The organism is Parapedobacter sp. GCM10030251 (assembly GCF_042666505.1).
Lineage (GTDB): Bacteria > Bacteroidota > Bacteroidia > Sphingobacteriales > Sphingobacteriaceae > Parapedobacter.
Map to the genome: position 1 here is coordinate 518,670 of NZ_JBHTDN010000001.1, position 16,407 is coordinate 535,076.

A 16,407-nucleotide genomic window follows, 5' to 3' on the forward strand; every position below is an offset into this window, starting at 1 on the left:
GTTACTTATGAGGTTTATACTTATCATGCAGTCCTATTCCTTGCAGGATGAGGGGCCTGATTTTCTCAATCCGAGAAATTTTGGTGGTTTCCTGCTTAGCTTCGGTGATGTACTCCACATATTCGTTTTGTTTGTAGAGAGAAAGTTTTTCAAAACGTTGCTTAAGGGGCTCGTCTTCCTCCAGGGCATTTTTTAAATGCAGCGGAACGGGTAATCTTCCTTTCGCTTCTGGCTTCCTGACTTTCCCTTGCTTTTCGTTATCAATTGCTTCATTGATATAAGAAAGGATCAATGGTTCATCAATTTCTGTGTGTGAGGTGAAGCGCCATTGCCGTAACGATTTCGTTTTGCCTTCCTGTGCGTTTGTCAGCACCTGGGCTTCATCACTCAAGAAAACGCCATTATAGAACCACAAGGTAAAATGGGACTTGAAACCTGCTATTCCTACAACGTTCCGCCGTTTATATGTGAATACGGGCATTCCCCATTTGATTGTTTCTTCAAGATCGGTTTTTCGAAGGATGGCGGTTAACCGCGCCAATTCTTCTTCCCAGCCATTCGCTTCACTCATACTACTGATTTTCTAAGACGGTCTTCAACCCTTTCAACCCTTCCTCAAAATCGTCGCCGATGTCAAAAAAAAGTCCCATACACCATCCCACGCATATACAAGGCCAACGGTGCCGTCCGTGCGTCGTGTCGTTGTCTGGGCGTCCGGATCCATTTTATGCCACGTATCATAGTTTTTTGATTGCTAAGGTGTTTGATATAGTCAAACACTTCGTCTTTCGGCCTGTTGATCGTGATCTGACGCTCGCTGGTGAATTCCCTTTTCACAACCAAATTACAAATTTATTCCACATAAGCAAAAAAAATCCCCGCTCTTTTGGGGAGCGGGGAGTGAGTTTTCGGTTAAGACGCTTACTTTTTAGCTTTCTTTGCGCTTTCTTCGTCTTCTAATTGCTCTTTCAATTGTGCAAGAACATCCAGATCGCCTAAGGTAGACTTTTCTACCGAATCTTTCACCTTCCGTACGGCGGATGAAGCGGCTTTGGCTTCTTTCTTGCGGTTGTTGAATTCTTCCATACGCGCTTCAGCACGTTGGTCTTCCCAGATACGGGAATGAGAAATAACTACACGCTTGTTGTCCTTGTTGAATTCAATGATTTTGAAGTCAGCCGTTTCGTCCAATTTCAGCACGCTTCCGTCTTCCTTCACGCTGTGTTTAGCGGGACAGAAACCTTCAACACCATACGGCAGAGATACGATGTTCCCTTTTTCACCTACTTTAATCACCGTTCCTTGGTGTATTGAATCCAGTGTGAAAATGGTTTCGAACGTATCCCATGGATTTTCTTCCAGTTGCTTATGGCCGAGACTCAATTTCCGGTTTTCCTCATCCAGTTCTAATACCACAACTTCCAATTCTTCACCCACTTTGGTGAATTCGTTGGGGTGATTAATTTTCTTAGACCAAGAGAGGTCTGATATGTGAACCAATCCGTCAATGCCTTCCTCCAGCTCAACAAACACACCGAAGTTGGTCATGTTTTTCACTACCGCCTTTTGCTTAGACCCGATCGGATAGCGTTCAGCGATGTTTTTCCATGGGTCAGGCGTCAATTGTTTGATGCCGAGGCTCATTTTGCGCTCGTCGCGATCCAGCGTAAGGATTTGGGCTTCTACTTCGTCGCCGACTTTCAGGAACTCCTGAGGGCTACGCAGATTTTGAGACCAGGACATTTCCGATACGTGAATGAGTCCTTCCACTCCCGGAGTAATTTCGAGGAATGCTCCGTAATCGGCTACGGTCACGATCTTGCCTTTTACCTTTGAGCCTACTTCCAGCGACGTATCCAATGATTCCCAAGGATGTTCGGTCAATTGCTTCAAACCAAGTGCGATGCGCTTCTTTTCGTCGTCGAAATCCAGTACAACAACGTTGACGGTCTGATCAAGTTGCAATACTTCCTTCGGATGTTCGATACGGCCCCAAGAAATGTCGGTAATGTGCAACAGACCGTCTACGCCACCAAGATCGATAAATACGCCGAAGTCGGTGATATTCTTGACGGTGCCTTCCAATACCTGTCCCTTTTCGAGTTTGGAAACGATTTCGGTCTTTTGATTTTCCAAATCGTCCTCGATAAGTACTTTATGCGAAACGACCACGTTCTTAAATTCATGGTTGATTTTCACCACCTTGAATTCCATGGTTTTACCCACATAGATGTCGTAGTCGCGGATAGGTTTAATATCAATTTGAGATCCGGGCAAGAAGGCTTCCACCCCTTTGATATCGACAATAAGGCCACCCTTGGTACGGCTTTTTACAAAACCGTCTATGATGGTGTCGTTTTCCAATGCCTCGTTGATTTCCTCCCAAGATTTCTGGGTTTTGGCGCGCTTGCGCGAAAGTACCAGCTGTCCGTTGGCATCTTCTTGTGATTCAACAAATACGTCTACCACGTCGCCCACTTTCAAATCCGGGGTATCGCGGAATTCAGAAAGGGATACCAGGCCATCTGACTTGAACCCGATGTTGAGTACCACATCTTTGTTGTTGATGGATACAACGGTGCCCTGCACAATTTCACCTTTGTTAACCGAGTTGAAGGTGCCAGCGTAGAGATTTTCCAATTTGGTACGCTCTTCGTCGCTGTAATTGCCAAATCCTTTCTCATCCCTGTCCCAATCAAAGTCATTGTCGGGTGTGCTCCAGGTGGTTGATTTGATTTCATCGATAAACTTCGAATCGGCCTCCGACTCGATGTCTTCCTTCTCCTTCACCAAGGTGTCCTCAGCGTCTTGGAGTTCAGCTTTTTTTGCTGCCAGTTCCTTTTCTGCTTCTTGTTTTTTTGCCATTAATTCATTTTTCTCCTTTTTCCCGATTTTTATCAGGACTGCAAAGGTATGAAAAACTTTTATTTATAGGGAGTTATTATAAAAAAAACATTTTTGGCATCAAGTTGGCATAGATTGCTTTGAGGATAAAAAAGGAGACGTTATGAAACGGTTATCAATATATGCAGGCGTAGCTTTTCTGTCGGCAGCGTTACTGTTGTCGGGGTGTGTGAGTAATAAGAAGTTTCGGTCATTGCAAGCCCGTCATGATGAAATGCGTGCCAAGGAGCAGGCCTTGACCGAGAAATATCAAGAAGCCCAGCAGCAACTTTCTTCGGCAAATACCCGTGTAACTAGTTTGGAAGATCAAATTGCATCCGAACGAGCCAATGTGAAATCATTGCAAGAGGCACTCAATCAATGTCTTACGTCGTCTAACCAGGGGAACGTAAATATTTCCAAGTTAGTGGACGAGATCAATGCCTCCAACCGGTACATCCAGCATTTGGTGAATACCAAGAATAAAAGCGATTCGCTTAACATGGTGTTAACCAATCGGCTGACCCGCTCACTGAGCCGCGAGGAGATGCAGGACGTGGATGTACAGGTACTGAAAGGGGTGGTTTACATTTCATTATCAGACAACATGTTATATAAGTCCGGTAGTTATGAGATCTCTGACCGAGCTGGAGAAACACTTAGCAAGATTGCGAAGATTATCGCGGATTACCGGGATTACGACGTGCTGGTTGAAGGTAATACCGATAACGTACCTATTTCCCAACCCAATATTCGTAATAACTGGGACTTAAGTGTATTGCGCGGGTCATCCGTTGTTCAGGCATTGCAAAACGAGTACGGGGTAGATCCCAAACGCCTTACCGCCGCAGGGCGGGGGGAATACAATCCCGTCGCTGGTAACGACAGTGAAAGCGGAAAAACACGTAACCGCCGTACTCAAATCATCATCACACCGAAGCTTGACCAATTTATGGAGTTGATCGATAAAGCGCCCGAAAGCAGTCCGAACTCGGAAGACGTACCGCGCGACACGACCCGTACGTCACCTCTTCGGCAATAAGAATTCGTAATGGATTCGACACGATTAGGAAAGCGCTTTTAGGATAGTTTTCACAATCTCAACTTCGGTAAACGGTTTTTCAATAAAACCATCGAAGAACGCTTCTGCTTGGGTCTCTTCGGAATATTTTAAAGTGGACATGTCTGCTGAAATAGCTACGACTTTTGTAGATTTGAAGCGTTCATCCGCTCTTATTTTTTCAAGTAGTTGTATACCGCTGATGCCAGGCATATGGATGTCGGTAATGACTAGATCGATCGGATGCTCGTTCATCAGCGCCAATGCGTCTTCACCGTTATTGACGGTATATACCCTCCCAACTCCTTTAAAAAACTGTTTCATCAGGAGAATATTGATGGGATTATCATCCACGACCAGGAGACGAAGACTCGGTGAAAGGTCTGACAACGTTGCCTTTTTGTGCGCGTGAGCCTCCATCCGGCTGTCAGAAAAGGGAATGTCAGCAAAGAAGACCGAGCCTATATTCACTTTGCTCTTCACACCGATGTTGCCCCCTAATTCTTCAACCATAATTTTTGAAATATACAGCCCTAGGCCGATGCCTCCGGTATTTGTGTTGGCTGTGAAATATTTGCGGAATACTTGACGCCGGTCCTCCTCTTTGATTCCGATACCCGTATCTTCCACTTCTATGTGTAAGCTCTGACCATTTTTAGTGGTCGACAACGATGCGCGAAATGTAATCTTCCCTTTTCCCGTATATTTGATTGCGTTACTTAGAAAATTCGAGGCCACCTGCTTCACCCTGAATTCGTTGCTTAGTAAGCTGAATCGAGGATCGATGTCGATTTGTGTTTCCAGTTGGAGGCTTTTCAACTCTGCTTGGTTTGCATGCAACGTCACCAACTCCAAAAAGACCCGGTTTGGGGAAAAATACTCCATCGAGATGTTGCCTTTATTAGCAGCCTCCAGTTTGCTTAAGCTGAGAATATCCGTAATGTTATTGCTGATAATGTTGATGTTATAATATGCAGAATCGATAAGTTTCCCATCGATGCTATCCGATTTAGCACGGTTTTTTAGTAAGTCAACCACTCCGAGCAACGAATTAAGTGGCGTACGTATTTCGTGACTTATATTGGCGAGCACACTGGTTTTTTCCTCAGCAAGTTTTGCGGCATAGTCTTTTTCTACGCGAAGTCGCCGTTCATAAGAAGTTGCATAGAGCTGGTAATACACCAGTGCAACAATCATTACCAACATAAGAGCCAGCGCAAAAATCAGCTGTTTGCCGAATACATCCACATTTTTTCGGTAAAGGGAGGAACTGTTCTCTTCGGATTGGTGTAGCGCATAGTGGTCGAGCGTTTTAATCGTTTCCATGCTCGTCTTAAGTTCGTTTAATAAGTCGAAATTGGTGCTGACCAGCTCTCTTTCTTTGTCTTGAAGCCTCAGGAACGTATTCCGGAGTTTGTCAATGGTAGTGAGATATGACTGTTCAATTCCTGTCTGAACGGAGGAAAGGTTCTTTTTAAGTACCGATATTCGTTCAACGTCGAGACGATCGTGTTCACGGGTAAGTACAATGGTGTCGTCTTTCGAGTCAAAGATCCGCTTAAATAGGCCAGGACGTTTCCTGACAATGGTGTCGGCAGTGGTTTTTCTTGTAGTATCCTTGAAAACGTGATCAACCACCGACTCAATTTCGGGCGTTGAAACGGGCTTTCGGGATACACTTTGGGTTAATATGCTCAGCGAATCACTGGTATGGTGCACCAAATGATCCAACCGCTTTTTCAGCGCAGCAAATTCAAGTGCGATTTTTTGTTGGTCCGCTACTTTGAGTGCGGGGTTATTGGGTGGGTTGCCGACAAAAGGAAACGATTGCAACGAATCGACAAAGTGTTTAAGTAGGTTGAGTTTATTAAGATAGGCAGAATAACTGCTATCGCTAAATTCTAACGTATATAGCCTGAATTGATTTTCAGCTTCGCTATAGGTCGAAAACAGATAATTTAAACCTTCAGAATTGCGCTGTTGAAGTTTATAGGCCTCGGTCAATCGCCTTTCCAATGCACGGTACTGACCATACTGATAGACGAAAATGGTCCCGATGAACAGAAATGAAATTACGAAACTGCACAATAGTATAATTCTTACCGTCGGCGTCTTTTTGGCCTTTTTTTTCATCGGATAGATTATTGATTCATTAATTGTTTTTTGTTGGCATCAATGAATGCTGTCTATATTTTTTATGTAACGGCGTTCCGGAGATTTGCCTCCTTTATGTTTTTTTATTTGATAGCTCATGCAGGTTTCATGGTTAAGTGGTTGACGAGCCTTGACACCGTCAACAAAATGCCTGAACGAGCATTTTGTGAATGGGCAAAAATATGGCAAAAAAATGTAACTAAGAAATTAATTGAGGTGCTTGGAATCCTTTGTCGGGAGCTTTTCGGATGCTGTATCGGTTTTAAAGGTATTAAACTTACGCGGCCTGACAATTTTAATGCTTTGTTTGGAAAGAGCAATGCTGGCGTTTAGCTCAAAACCCACCAATAGAATAAGCGAGTTAAGGTAGAGCCAGATCATGATCACGATAAGCGTGCCTATTGAGCCATACAGTTTGTTGTATGCATTAAAGTTGTTAATGTAAAAGGCAAACCCGGAAAATGTTAAAATAGCCAATATCGTTGCCAACATTGCACCCGGACTGAAGAGTTTCCATTTTTTTGATGAAGCGGGACCAAATTTGTAGAGAATGCTAACGGTAAAAAAATAAATGCCGAATAATATAAACCAGCGAGACGCGGTGATAACGAAGCCCCAAAAAGCCGCATTGATTTCAATGTTGTCTTGCAAATATCGGATTACGTAGCCTGCAGCCGTGAAAATAGTCATTCCAACAGCTAACGCGATGATAATCATCAATGTCAGGCCTATGGCGACCAGGCGCTGTTGTCCCCAACTGCGGCTTTCTATAATCAAGGAAGCCTTGTTGAAGGCAAGCATCAACGAACTGACGCCATTGGTAGCAAAGAAAGTGGCCAATATAAAACCGATGGACAGTAAACCGCTATTTTGGTTTTTCACAATATCCTCTAACGTCGACTCAACGGTAAGAAACGCATTCTCCGGCATAACCACTTCCATGAAGTCGAGCAACTGCTCCTGAAAATTGTCAATGGGTATATACGGAATAAGTGTGAAGAGAAAGATAATACCGGGGAAAATAGCCAGCATAAAATTGTAAGCCAAAGAAGAGGCCTTATTAAGAATGGACTCCCGGGCGATTTCTTGAAAAAAAAAGATGGCAACGGTGTAGAGGGGCAACGAACCAAACCCCGGAAGCACAACAACCTTGGTCCATTCAATGAATTGGAAGTAAGGTTTGAATCTCAACAATGTTCGATGCGCCCAGTTCATGATCACTCAAAGTGCCTTCGCAGCCGGGCTAGGAAATCAGCAGGGGCTACGCACGGTTTGTTACGTTGCTTATCTACAAAAACCAACGTCGTACTACCCGTATTCAACAATTCTCCACGTTGATTGAACAACTCATAATCGAAACGGATTTTTACGGACGGTTTTTCGTTCAAAGATGCCTTTACGGTTATCTCTTCGTCATAGGTTGCCGGTTTCAGGAATTTTGATTGTAATTCAATAACCGGCAACATGATGCCGCTGTCTTCCAGAGCCTTGTACGAAAAACCCAGACTCCGAAACAACTCAACCCGGCCCACTTCATAATACATAGCATAATTGCCGTAATAGACATACCCCATTTGGTCGGTTTCAGCATACCTGACTCGTACCTTTGTTTCAAACGTGTACATTTAGCGCTTGATGTTTCGTTCATTCAATGCCTGTTGGAATTTCCGGGCATTTATATTGTGTTCGGCCTGAGTTACGGCAAAATTATGATAGCCGGAAAAGTCTTCCTTGGCACACATGTATAAAAAATTATGTTGCTGATAGTTTAATACCGCGTCAATAGATGAAATACTGGGCATCATAATCGGACCCGGCGGCAACCCGCGGTACAGGTAGGTGTTATAGGGTGAATCCGTACGCAGGTGTCTGTAAAGCACGCGCCGGATGGTGAAATCGTTATTCGCGAAAATCACCGTAGGGTCGGCTTGCAGCAGCATGCCTTTTTGCAGCCTATTGAGGTACAGCCCCGCTATTGTAGGCATCTCATCCGTGTGGAGAGCTTCTCCTTTTACAATAGAGGCTAATACACTTACTTGCTGCGGAGTGAGATTAAGGTTGGCTGCTTTTTCCGTTCGTTCTTTATTCCAAAATTTTTGATACTCTTCGTGCATACGCTTGGCAAACGCATCCACAGAGGTATTCCAATAAAACTCGTACGTATTGGGAATGAACATGCTGAAGAAATTTTCGGCATCAAACCCGTAACTTCTCGCTAAACTATCGTTGTTTAATAAATTGATGAATGCAATAGAATCAGGCTCCAGCTGGTTTGCCAATACGGCCGCAAGGTTTTCTTTAAGTCGTACATTTTCAAAGCGAAGTTTCACCGGCTCCTGAAATCCACCGCCTAATTTGTTGATCAATGTACGGTTATTCATGCCGGGGTCCAATTTATATTTTCCGGGTTTCACGCGACCGGGATATTCCATTTTCTTCGCGGCCCAACGGAAAGTCGCGGTATCGTCAACCAGGTGAAGTTCGCCGATGTTGTGAATCACGTCTTCAAAATCCCAGTGTGAATAGATATAGAGATACTCGGCATTGGCGGTGACATTGGGTGCAAAAAAGCCCCGATAGTATTTAAAGGCGATGATGCATCCCACCGCAACGACCGCCGCAGATACCGCCAGTATGATTTTTAGTAACCCGCCCTTTTTCACTTTTTTCATATAGTTGTTTGCTGCTTCAGTCGCCGATTATTGATTTGCAAGCGCGATATTGATCGGAGTGCCTATGCTGACGGCTGGATCTTCCGGTGTCGGTGTCTGGGAAATTACGGTTGCGCTGGCACTATCCGCTATTAAACCCATGTAATTAACGGTTCCCAGGGTTAATGAGTTGCCCTGAAGCGCGAAACGAACCTGATCTAACGTCAGTCCAACGAGATCGGGTACCTGTACTTCACTTGCGCCCTTACCATTTCCCAGAACGAGGTCTACGGTTGATCCTTTTGGAATCGGCCGTCCGGCATTGAGTCGTTCACCGCCAAATTTGACATCCAATACGACGTCACGCGCAATATCGGGGATGTACGTAGTGTCGCCCAATTTGAGACCGTAACTAGTTAGAATCGCACGGGCTTCGACAAAGGTTTTCTCCACCAGTTCGGGAAAGGCTACTTCGGGAGCCGTACGTGTGATGATGGTCAGATAAAGTGTCCGGTTCTTTTTTACTTTCGTATTCGGATCCGGATCTTGTTCGATGACGAGACCAGGTTTCGCATCTACCTGATAGATTGAGTCCAAATCATATTCGAAGCCCGAAGCTTCCAGTTTTTTTATCGCTTCTTCAATCACCAGCCCTTTGAGCTCCGGTACTTGGACAGATTCATTATGCCGGGTATATTGACGAAGGCCAAAGACAATAATCAAAAAAAAGACGGTCAAGCCGATCAACGCACCAATGAGGTTTTTTCGGAATGTTTCTGTTCTCAGATATTGGAAGAATTTTACCATATTCATCTATCAAATTGACGGCTAAATGCGATTTACGTGATGTTTAGCAATATTAGCGCCACAGTTTACAGCCCCAGTAAATTAACAGGGGATGGGGCAACAAACTTAGATAAACTTGCTTTGATATGCAAGTTACGCATCGTATACGCAAACGGGCGTTACGGTAGCGAAAGAATAGGTCGGAAGCGGGGCTTCGGTATTGTATTTGTTCTACGGGTTGTCTATGTTTGCTGAATCATGAAAAAAAAGATAGCCCTGATAACCGGCGGATATACCGGCGAATCCGAAGTTTCATTCAAAAGCGCCGAATTTGTTTATGAACAGCTGGATAAAACCAATTATGACGTCTACAAGATCACCATCACCCTCGACAGTTGGTTTCATGTCGGCGACAATGGCGTCAAGTATTTAATCGACCGAGATCATTTTACGCTGCCTATGGATGGACAGGTCGTTTATTTCGATCTGGCATTCATTATGCTGCATGGCTCTCCGGGTGAGGACGGCCGTCTTCAGGGATATTTCGATATGGTAGGGCTACGGTATACCACCTGTGATTCCCTTACCTCCGCATTGACCATGAATAAGGCCTATACGAAAGCCGTATTGGCGGGGATTCCTGAACTGTATCTGGCTAAGTCTGTACAATTGTTTGACACCGAACGTATGGAGGCCGCAAACCGGGTGCGCCGTGAACTATCGCTCCCTTATTTCGTCAAACCCAATGCGGGGGGAAGCAGTATCGGGATGACCAAGGTAAATGCAGAACATGACTTGACGGATGCCCTTGAAAAGGCATTTAATGCGGAAAATACAGGTAGACAGGTTATCGTTGAAGAATTTGTAAAGGGGCGTGAATTTTCGGTGGGTGTGTATCGCCGGGCAGATAAGATTGTTGTCTTGCCGGCGACAGAAGTGATCACCGAACGCGAATTTTTCGACTTTGAAGCTAAATATGTGCCAGGACTAACTCAAGAAATAACGCCCGCAGACCTCACTTCCGAACAACGATCACGCGTGGAAAGATTGGTAAAAGCAATTTACATCCGACTGAACTGTAAGGGGATGGTACGCGTTGATTACTTCTTGGAGGAAGGAACAGACCGTTTCTATTTCATTGAAATAAATACGGTACCTGGGCAGACCGCCCAAAGCTTCATTCCCCAACAGGTGCGTGCCGCCGGTATAACGGAAACGGAATTTTATGGGGAGCTTATTGAGCAAGCTTTGTTAAATTAAGAGTGAAAGGCGGCAATTCCATTTATTCCGTCACCTCGACCCACCGACCTGCTGTTAAGGCCTGTATCCGGTTATCGTACATTGCCTCGACACTTATTGCGGGTAGGAAATAACGGCCTACATACGATGCGTTGAGCAGTACCCGGTAAGTGAGGGTTTCCTGTTGCTGGATATTGAAGTGGGTAAGCACCCGATCGTCACGTATATCCTGATAGGTGAACGGTGATGAGCGAAGAGCCGATTCATTGTCATTGAGCCGGGTATTGATAATTTCCCAACCGGAAGGGAATATCTGGGCAAGTGCCATGTGCTCATACATTCCCATACTTCCTGTATTCTTTAACGTAACTTCCGCAATGAAGTCGGTGCCCTGTGTCAATAACCCCGGGTCGATTTCCTGTCCTTCCCGATCGGTGTACTGTACATTCATGGTCAGCAATTCGGGGTTGTTATGAACGGGTGGATTTTCTCCGGCAGGAAGCTGACCTTCACGCACCACGCGCACGTACAGCTTGTTGTTGCCTGAGTTCTGCACCTGTATCTGATTGCTTTTATTGCTGAAACTAATCGGAATGCGGTATACATAGGTCGTTGCAGAAACGGTGTTGGACTTGCCATTAAGGTTGTAGGTGAAGTTGTTCTTACCTGCCCGCTCGTCGCCAAACTTGCCGATGGCTAACAAGGCATACGCCGTAGTCTGCGTGCTGTACCAGTTGTCAGTGTCCAATCCGGCGGCAACCGCAAGCAATACTTTTTCTGCCTCTTGCCGACGCTCCATAAGATCAAGGGTCTCCAGGATCATTGCGCGGTCACGCAGCGCCGACCCAAACGTATATCCGGCATTTTCATAGGGTTTGCCTTCAGTAGGACGGTTTTTAACCAGTTGGTTGGCAACAATACCCTGTCCGGCAAGCTGATAGGCTGCGGCGAGCCGCCAGGCAGCCTCATCCGATAGATAGGGGAATTCCTTGAGTCGGTTCATTGCCCCTAGTTCGGGTGCCTTTGCAAGCGCAAGCAGGTAAAGCCGGTAGGCTTGTACCAGATCCCCGCCTCGCCAGTTATATTGGTCGGGTGCCCAATTTTGAGCCGTATTCCGCTGATAGCGCAGCCATGCTTCCAGGAATCCGGCCGGCAATGTATATCCCTTGGCCTTCGCTTCCAGTAGGAAGTGTCCGGCATAGTTGGTGCCCCATTCATTGGCTTCGTGCGCACCCGGCCAATAGCCGAGACCTCCGTTAGCCAATTGGTAATTCCGCAGTCGGTTAATGCCGGCCTTGATGTTTCTGGCTATTGCCGCTTTTTCCTGTTCTTTCAGTTCGACCAGCCGATCGAGCATAAGCTGCGGAAACACACTGGATGTCACCTGCTCCACGCAGCCATACGGATAGCGGATCAGGAAATTCAGCCGTTTGCTGAGGTTAATCGGCGGCAATGACGAGATTTCCACCATAGCGGTATTGCCGTTGCCAGGGCCCAGCGGTACGATTTCCCCTTGCCATGCTGAGTTGCCATTGATTTCTGCCTTGTCAACCGAGGTGATGAACGGATTCGGGTTACGGATGTCGCTTTCAATTTCGTACACCGCCGTCTCATTGCCGCTTTTTGCGACCGCACGCAATTTGCCAACACCCGTACGGTTGCCGGTTTTTACGGAGGCATAGGCCATTTGTTCGCCCTGTTGCGTGAAGGTCAGGATCTGTTTGCCGTTTTGCACGGATAGTCCATCGGTGGCAGTGACCTCGAGACTTACCTGTTTGATGTTGTTTTCCATGGCAAACACGGTGAGCGGCAGCCTAAATGTTTCACCAGGGCCGATCACGCGGGGCAGGGTGGCTAGTAACATGAGCGGCTTTTTCACGGCAACCGCTTTTTCTGCAAAGCCGTACGCGCCATCCTGTCCGGCTACAACCATGGCCCGTACCGAACCAATGTATTGGGGCAGGGTGAAGTCATGTTTGTTTTTTCCGCCCTTGCGGAGGGTGAAAGGCCCGAGGAACTTGACCACGGGCTGGAAGCGATTGGCTTTCGCCGGGTTTACATTTCGGTCGATTTCGCCGTCGCCCCCAATGCTTAAAATGCGTTCCAGATCACCTCCCCAAGCGCCCAGCACCTGATCAAATAGATCCCATGATTTGACGCCAAGTGCTTCTCGCGCGTAGAAACTGGCATGCGGATCCGGTGTCTTAAACCGCGTGAGATCGAGCAGCCCTTCGTCTACCAGGGCAATGGTATACGTCATCGCTTTCCCATTGGATTCGGATACCGTGATGCTCGATTTGGTTTCCGGACGCAGTACGTCTGTCATGCTGATCTGTGGGGTTAAGACGGTCTTGGGATTTTCGACCAGCAGCGGTATTACGCCGTACATCCGGATGGGGAGGTCATTGGCGGTCTGCTCGTGGGGTTGCAATAAGGTAACGTTTACAAATACATTGGGTGCCATCTCTTCGGTCACCTTGAATTTATAAACCGTTTGTCCCTGTTGGGTTTTGATCCACCAGCTTTGCAGTACCCGGCTGCCATTTTCAATACTAATAAGGCCGCGGCCACCTTCCGAAGAGGGAATGGTTATGGTCACTTCCTCACCCGCCTGATAGGTTTCTTTATCAGACGTAAACGACAGCATGGATGCTTCCGTCGGATTGCTTTGCTGCTCGCGTTGGGCCCATCCCGGCCAGTCGATGTACAACGTTTTTCCAGTGGCGTGGCCGCTTTCCAGGTCGACCACCCGCACCAAATAGCGCCCCCAGTCGGGATAGTTTACGCGGATGTTCCATTTTCCACGGCCATTGTTCAGGGTGATGGTTTCTTTTTTGAGCAATTGATTGTATTGGTCCTGCGTAAAGTTGCCAAGGTATTCTTCCTCTTGGTTCCACCACCATTGCCAACGGATCTTATAGAATTCTACCTGTACACGGCGGGTTCCGGAGACTTTTTTTCCGTTTGCGTCCACATCTACGATATCCAACTCGTGGTCCTGATCCGTTAGCAGCATGCCCGAAAGGCGATCGCCTTCAGGAGTGCGTAGCCCGACATAACTGGCGTAAGGGCTGTAAGGCATGCTGATGTTATCGATACTGAAGTTGCCGCCGGGTTCAAACACGCGAGTGGTGAAACTGGCACGCAGCATACCCGGGGCCCCGTTGGTGGCCGCAATGTCGGCGGGAAAAGCGGCATTGCCCTGTTGGTTCAGGGTGCCGTCAAATAGCACCTGGCTTTCCGAAGTAAACGTACGTGTCGGATCGTCAAAGGTATAGGGTTTATAATCGGGAAATGTTGTTTTGACCGGTGTTACCACAGCTTCGACACGTGCCTTGAGATTTTGTACATCCGCGCCGAAGAGCCATTTTGCCGAAAGCGCAACGGGCGTGTTGCTGTTCTTGTTCAAGACCTTGCGATTGCCGAAATCCAGCGTAATCCGCAGGCGGTTGGGCATTACGGTCTCTATTTTCAACGTTTTCTGAAATGTCGCGCCACCCACGCTTACCTTCGCCAGCCAGTTACCTGTAGGCGCTGTGGTTTCCGTTTTGGTTTTGAAGGTATAAAAGCCGTTGGTTTGCTTGGATTCGACCATCCGCCTGGCCAGCTGGCCCTTCGGGTTATACAATTCAAAAGTGACCGGGTGCTCCGCCGGGAGGTTGGCCGATTGGTTTTCCATGATGAAGCTGAGGTAAAGTGAGTCGCCCGGACGCCAAACACCCCGTTCACCGTAGATAAATCCTTTGATACCTTTTTGTACCACATCTCCTCCCACATCAAATCGGCTTAAGGGTAGGGTGGAGCCATCATCCAATTTCAGGTAACCTCGTTCATCGTTTTTAGATGCGATGAGCATAAACGGCTTTCGGGAAGCCTCGATGCGCGCAAAACCCTCGTTATCGGTGGTGGCTGTTTGAATGACCTGCTGTTGGTAATCCAGCAATTTCACTTCGACCCCCTGCATCGGCTGGGTCGTAAGAATATCGGTGGCAATCACGGTGACGCTGTTGTCGTTGCCCCGCTTGGCAATGAGCCCAATGTTGGATGCCAGCATGTCGCGGCTGGCCCAGCGCTCCGTTGTATAATACGAGCTGTGGCAGGGATTGTCGCGCTCGTTCCAGTCGTAGTCGTACGGATAGTAACTGTTGTAGCGCGACCAGAACTCGTCGTCTTCATCTATGTTGTCGGAATAGTAATTGTTGCCTTGTTCGTTCTCGGCGTCCTCTATTTCTCGCAGATCTGCATCCCCGCAGGGATAAACTGAATAGCTGTGGCGGAAACCGATCAAAACCCGGTAAATTGCACCCGGCTCGGTTTTCAATAGATTGTCGATGTCCAGCGAAAAGCGGTTCTTCTTACGTAGGTTCACACTTTTATCTGCATCCAGTGCGATGGTTTTCTGAACGACCGGCTTGGCAACACGGCGCAGTTCATACTTACTGTCGTAGGTGGTCTGGAAATACTGAGGGACGTTGTTTTCGTAGATTTTTACGATGGTTACGTCTACCGCCCGTAGGTTTACGGCTTCGAACGGCATCGTTAGCCTGCCTGCCCCAGGCAGAATGGTGCCTTTTCCTGGAATACTAACCGACGGTAACCGGTTTTCGAAGTTGACATTGGCGGAATAGGCGGCCGTGATTTTTTTTCCGCTGATGTTTTCGATCCCTTCGTTTATCGCAATTGCATAATCACCTTCAAGCCGGTCGGGTGCATATACCTTTACCTCGCTGCCGTCGATGGTATACCGGGTATCGCTCACACCGCTGATTCCAATGAGGCCATCGAGCTGCTGGGCCACCAGAATGGGGTCGGAAAACTGAACAAGCACAAATTGCTCGGGTTCATGCACGGCACGGATATCAAGTACCTTAAATACGTCGTTGGCAGGTACTTCGATCTTTTTTTGACCGGTTTTCTTCGAACGTATGGCAGAGCCGTCCCAATTCAATAATACTTCATAAGCATCTTGGCGTTTTTTGAGCGAGTCTATGGTAAAGGAAGATAGACGCGTCTGGGCGTTGTGCTGCCATTTGATGGTCAGTAGCTTACCGTTATCGGCCGTCGCTTTTAGGATTTTTTCAATGTTGTCCACCGCTTCGATATCGGCAAAAGAAAGACTTCCGGTCAATTTCATAAGATCTGCGGAGGAGGTAGTTTGGGCTTTAAGTCCATCTAATTCGACATGATAGGAGGGGTCGATGATTTTGAAGTCGAAAATAAAATTTTTGAGCGCATCCGGTACCTCAACGATTTCTCCAAGGTTAAACGAAACCTGATACTCCTTGGAAGGCTCGAATTGCTTTTCGGGAATAAACTCGACCGTACGGGCGTCTATCCAACGTGTTTTTCCTTTTATTGCCGGATGGATGGTGAAAAGCTTTCGCGTATCTTCCGCGTTAGTTTCCTGAAAATGGTTCACCTGTGAAGCAAGACGTAAGCGTATGGTGCTTTCACGCGATATTACCCCGGTGGTATAACCTTCGACATACTTAGCGAAGGCCGCATTGCCTGCATTGGGTTCCGCAGGGCCGCTGCATTGCCATGTCAGTACGACAATAATTGCTAGGATGGCAATCCCGGGAATGCTCATGCGTGAGATCGAATTGATGCACTTCATTGTATAGGAGTTGTGGG

Annotated in this window: 10 protein-coding genes; 2 read left to right on the forward strand and 8 right to left on the reverse strand. The window is 47.0% G+C overall.

Annotation, left to right across the window (positions count from 1 at the left end):
* Position 1 precedes the first annotated feature (1 nt).
* Positions 2–571, reverse strand: coding sequence for a YdeI family protein (locus ACFQRK_RS02175; RefSeq protein WP_379003166.1), 570 nt, complete (start codon positions 569–571; stop codon positions 2–4).
* Positions 572–921: 350 nt separating this feature from the next.
* Positions 922–2,865 (reverse strand): 30S ribosomal protein S1, encoded by a 1,944-nt coding sequence (gene rpsA, locus ACFQRK_RS02180; RefSeq protein ID WP_379003168.1) that lies wholly within the window; start codon positions 2,863–2,865, stop codon positions 922–924.
* 142 nt (positions 2,866–3,007) lie between these two features.
* Here rpsA and ACFQRK_RS02185 point away from each other — a divergent pair, with 142 nt between their 5' ends.
* Positions 3,008–3,925 carry an OmpA family protein gene (locus tag ACFQRK_RS02185; RefSeq protein WP_379003169.1) on the forward strand — a complete coding sequence of 306 codons (918 nt, stop codon included), beginning with the start codon at positions 3,008–3,010 and terminating at the stop codon, positions 3,923–3,925.
* Between the two features lie 24 nt (positions 3,926–3,949).
* Here the strand turns inward: ACFQRK_RS02185 and ACFQRK_RS02190 are convergent, their stop codons facing one another.
* The 5 genes from ACFQRK_RS02190 to ACFQRK_RS02210 all read right to left on the reverse strand — a co-directional run bounded on the left by ACFQRK_RS02190 (position 3,950) and on the right by ACFQRK_RS02210 (position 9,561).
* Positions 3,950–6,076, reverse strand: coding sequence for an ATP-binding protein (locus tag ACFQRK_RS02190; protein ID WP_379003171.1), 2,127 nt, complete (start codon positions 6,074–6,076; stop codon positions 3,950–3,952).
* Positions 6,077–6,304: 228 nt separating this feature from the next.
* Positions 6,305–7,312 (reverse strand): YihY/virulence factor BrkB family protein, encoded by a 1,008-nt coding sequence (locus ACFQRK_RS02195; protein WP_379003173.1) that lies wholly within the window; start codon positions 7,310–7,312, stop codon positions 6,305–6,307.
* Between the two features lie 2 nt (positions 7,313–7,314).
* Positions 7,315–7,722 carry an acyl-CoA thioesterase gene (locus tag ACFQRK_RS02200; RefSeq protein WP_379003175.1) on the reverse strand — a complete coding sequence of 136 codons (408 nt, stop codon included), beginning with the start codon at positions 7,720–7,722 and terminating at the stop codon, positions 7,315–7,317.
* Positions 7,723–8,769, reverse strand: coding sequence for an endolytic transglycosylase MltG (mltG, locus tag ACFQRK_RS02205; protein ID WP_379003176.1), 1,047 nt, complete (start codon positions 8,767–8,769; stop codon positions 7,723–7,725). It abuts the gene before it with no gap.
* 27 nt (positions 8,770–8,796) lie between these two features.
* The gene (locus ACFQRK_RS02210) at positions 8,797–9,561 is read right to left on the reverse strand and encodes a PASTA domain-containing protein (RefSeq protein WP_379003178.1); all 765 of its coding nucleotides are present in this window, start codon (positions 9,559–9,561) and stop codon (positions 8,797–8,799) included.
* 231 nt (positions 9,562–9,792) lie between these two features.
* Between ACFQRK_RS02210 and ACFQRK_RS02215 the strand changes: the two genes are divergently transcribed.
* On the forward strand, positions 9,793–10,794 hold the full coding sequence (locus ACFQRK_RS02215; RefSeq protein WP_379003180.1) for a D-alanine--D-alanine ligase: 1,002 nt from the start codon (positions 9,793–9,795) through the stop codon (positions 10,792–10,794).
* Between the two features lie 22 nt (positions 10,795–10,816).
* Here ACFQRK_RS02215 and ACFQRK_RS02220 read toward each other — a convergent pair whose 3' ends face one another.
* Positions 10,817–16,390 carry an alpha-2-macroglobulin gene (locus ACFQRK_RS02220; RefSeq protein ID WP_379003181.1) on the reverse strand — a complete coding sequence of 1,858 codons (5,574 nt, stop codon included), beginning with the start codon at positions 16,388–16,390 and terminating at the stop codon, positions 10,817–10,819.
* Positions 16,391–16,407: the final 17 nt, after the last annotated feature.

Coding starts and splice junctions, on each gene's coding strand:
- ACFQRK_RS02175 (WP_379003166.1), bottom strand. CDS start 571: ATGAGTGAAGCGAATGGCTGGGAAGAAGAATTGGCGCGGTTAACCGCC.
- rpsA (WP_379003168.1), bottom strand. CDS start 2,865: ATGGCAAAAAAACAAGAAGCAGAAAAGGAACTGGCAGCAAAAAAAGCT.
- ACFQRK_RS02185 (WP_379003169.1), top strand. CDS start 3,008: ATGAAACGGTTATCAATATATGCAGGCGTAGCTTTTCTGTCGGCAGCG.
- ACFQRK_RS02190 (WP_379003171.1), bottom strand. CDS start 6,076: ATGAAAAAAAAGGCCAAAAAGACGCCGACGGTAAGAATTATACTATTG.
- ACFQRK_RS02195 (WP_379003173.1), bottom strand. CDS start 7,312: ATGAACTGGGCGCATCGAACATTGTTGAGATTCAAACCTTACTTCCAA.
- ACFQRK_RS02200 (WP_379003175.1), bottom strand. CDS start 7,722: ATGTACACGTTTGAAACAAAGGTACGAGTCAGGTATGCTGAAACCGAC.
- mltG (WP_379003176.1), bottom strand. CDS start 8,769: ATGAAAAAAGTGAAAAAGGGCGGGTTACTAAAAATCATACTGGCGGTA.
- ACFQRK_RS02210 (WP_379003178.1), bottom strand. CDS start 9,561: ATGAATATGGTAAAATTCTTCCAATATCTGAGAACAGAAACATTCCGA.
- ACFQRK_RS02215 (WP_379003180.1), top strand. CDS start 9,793: ATGAAAAAAAAGATAGCCCTGATAACCGGCGGATATACCGGCGAATCC.
- ACFQRK_RS02220 (WP_379003181.1), bottom strand. CDS start 16,390: ATGAAGTGCATCAATTCGATCTCACGCATGAGCATTCCCGGGATTGCC.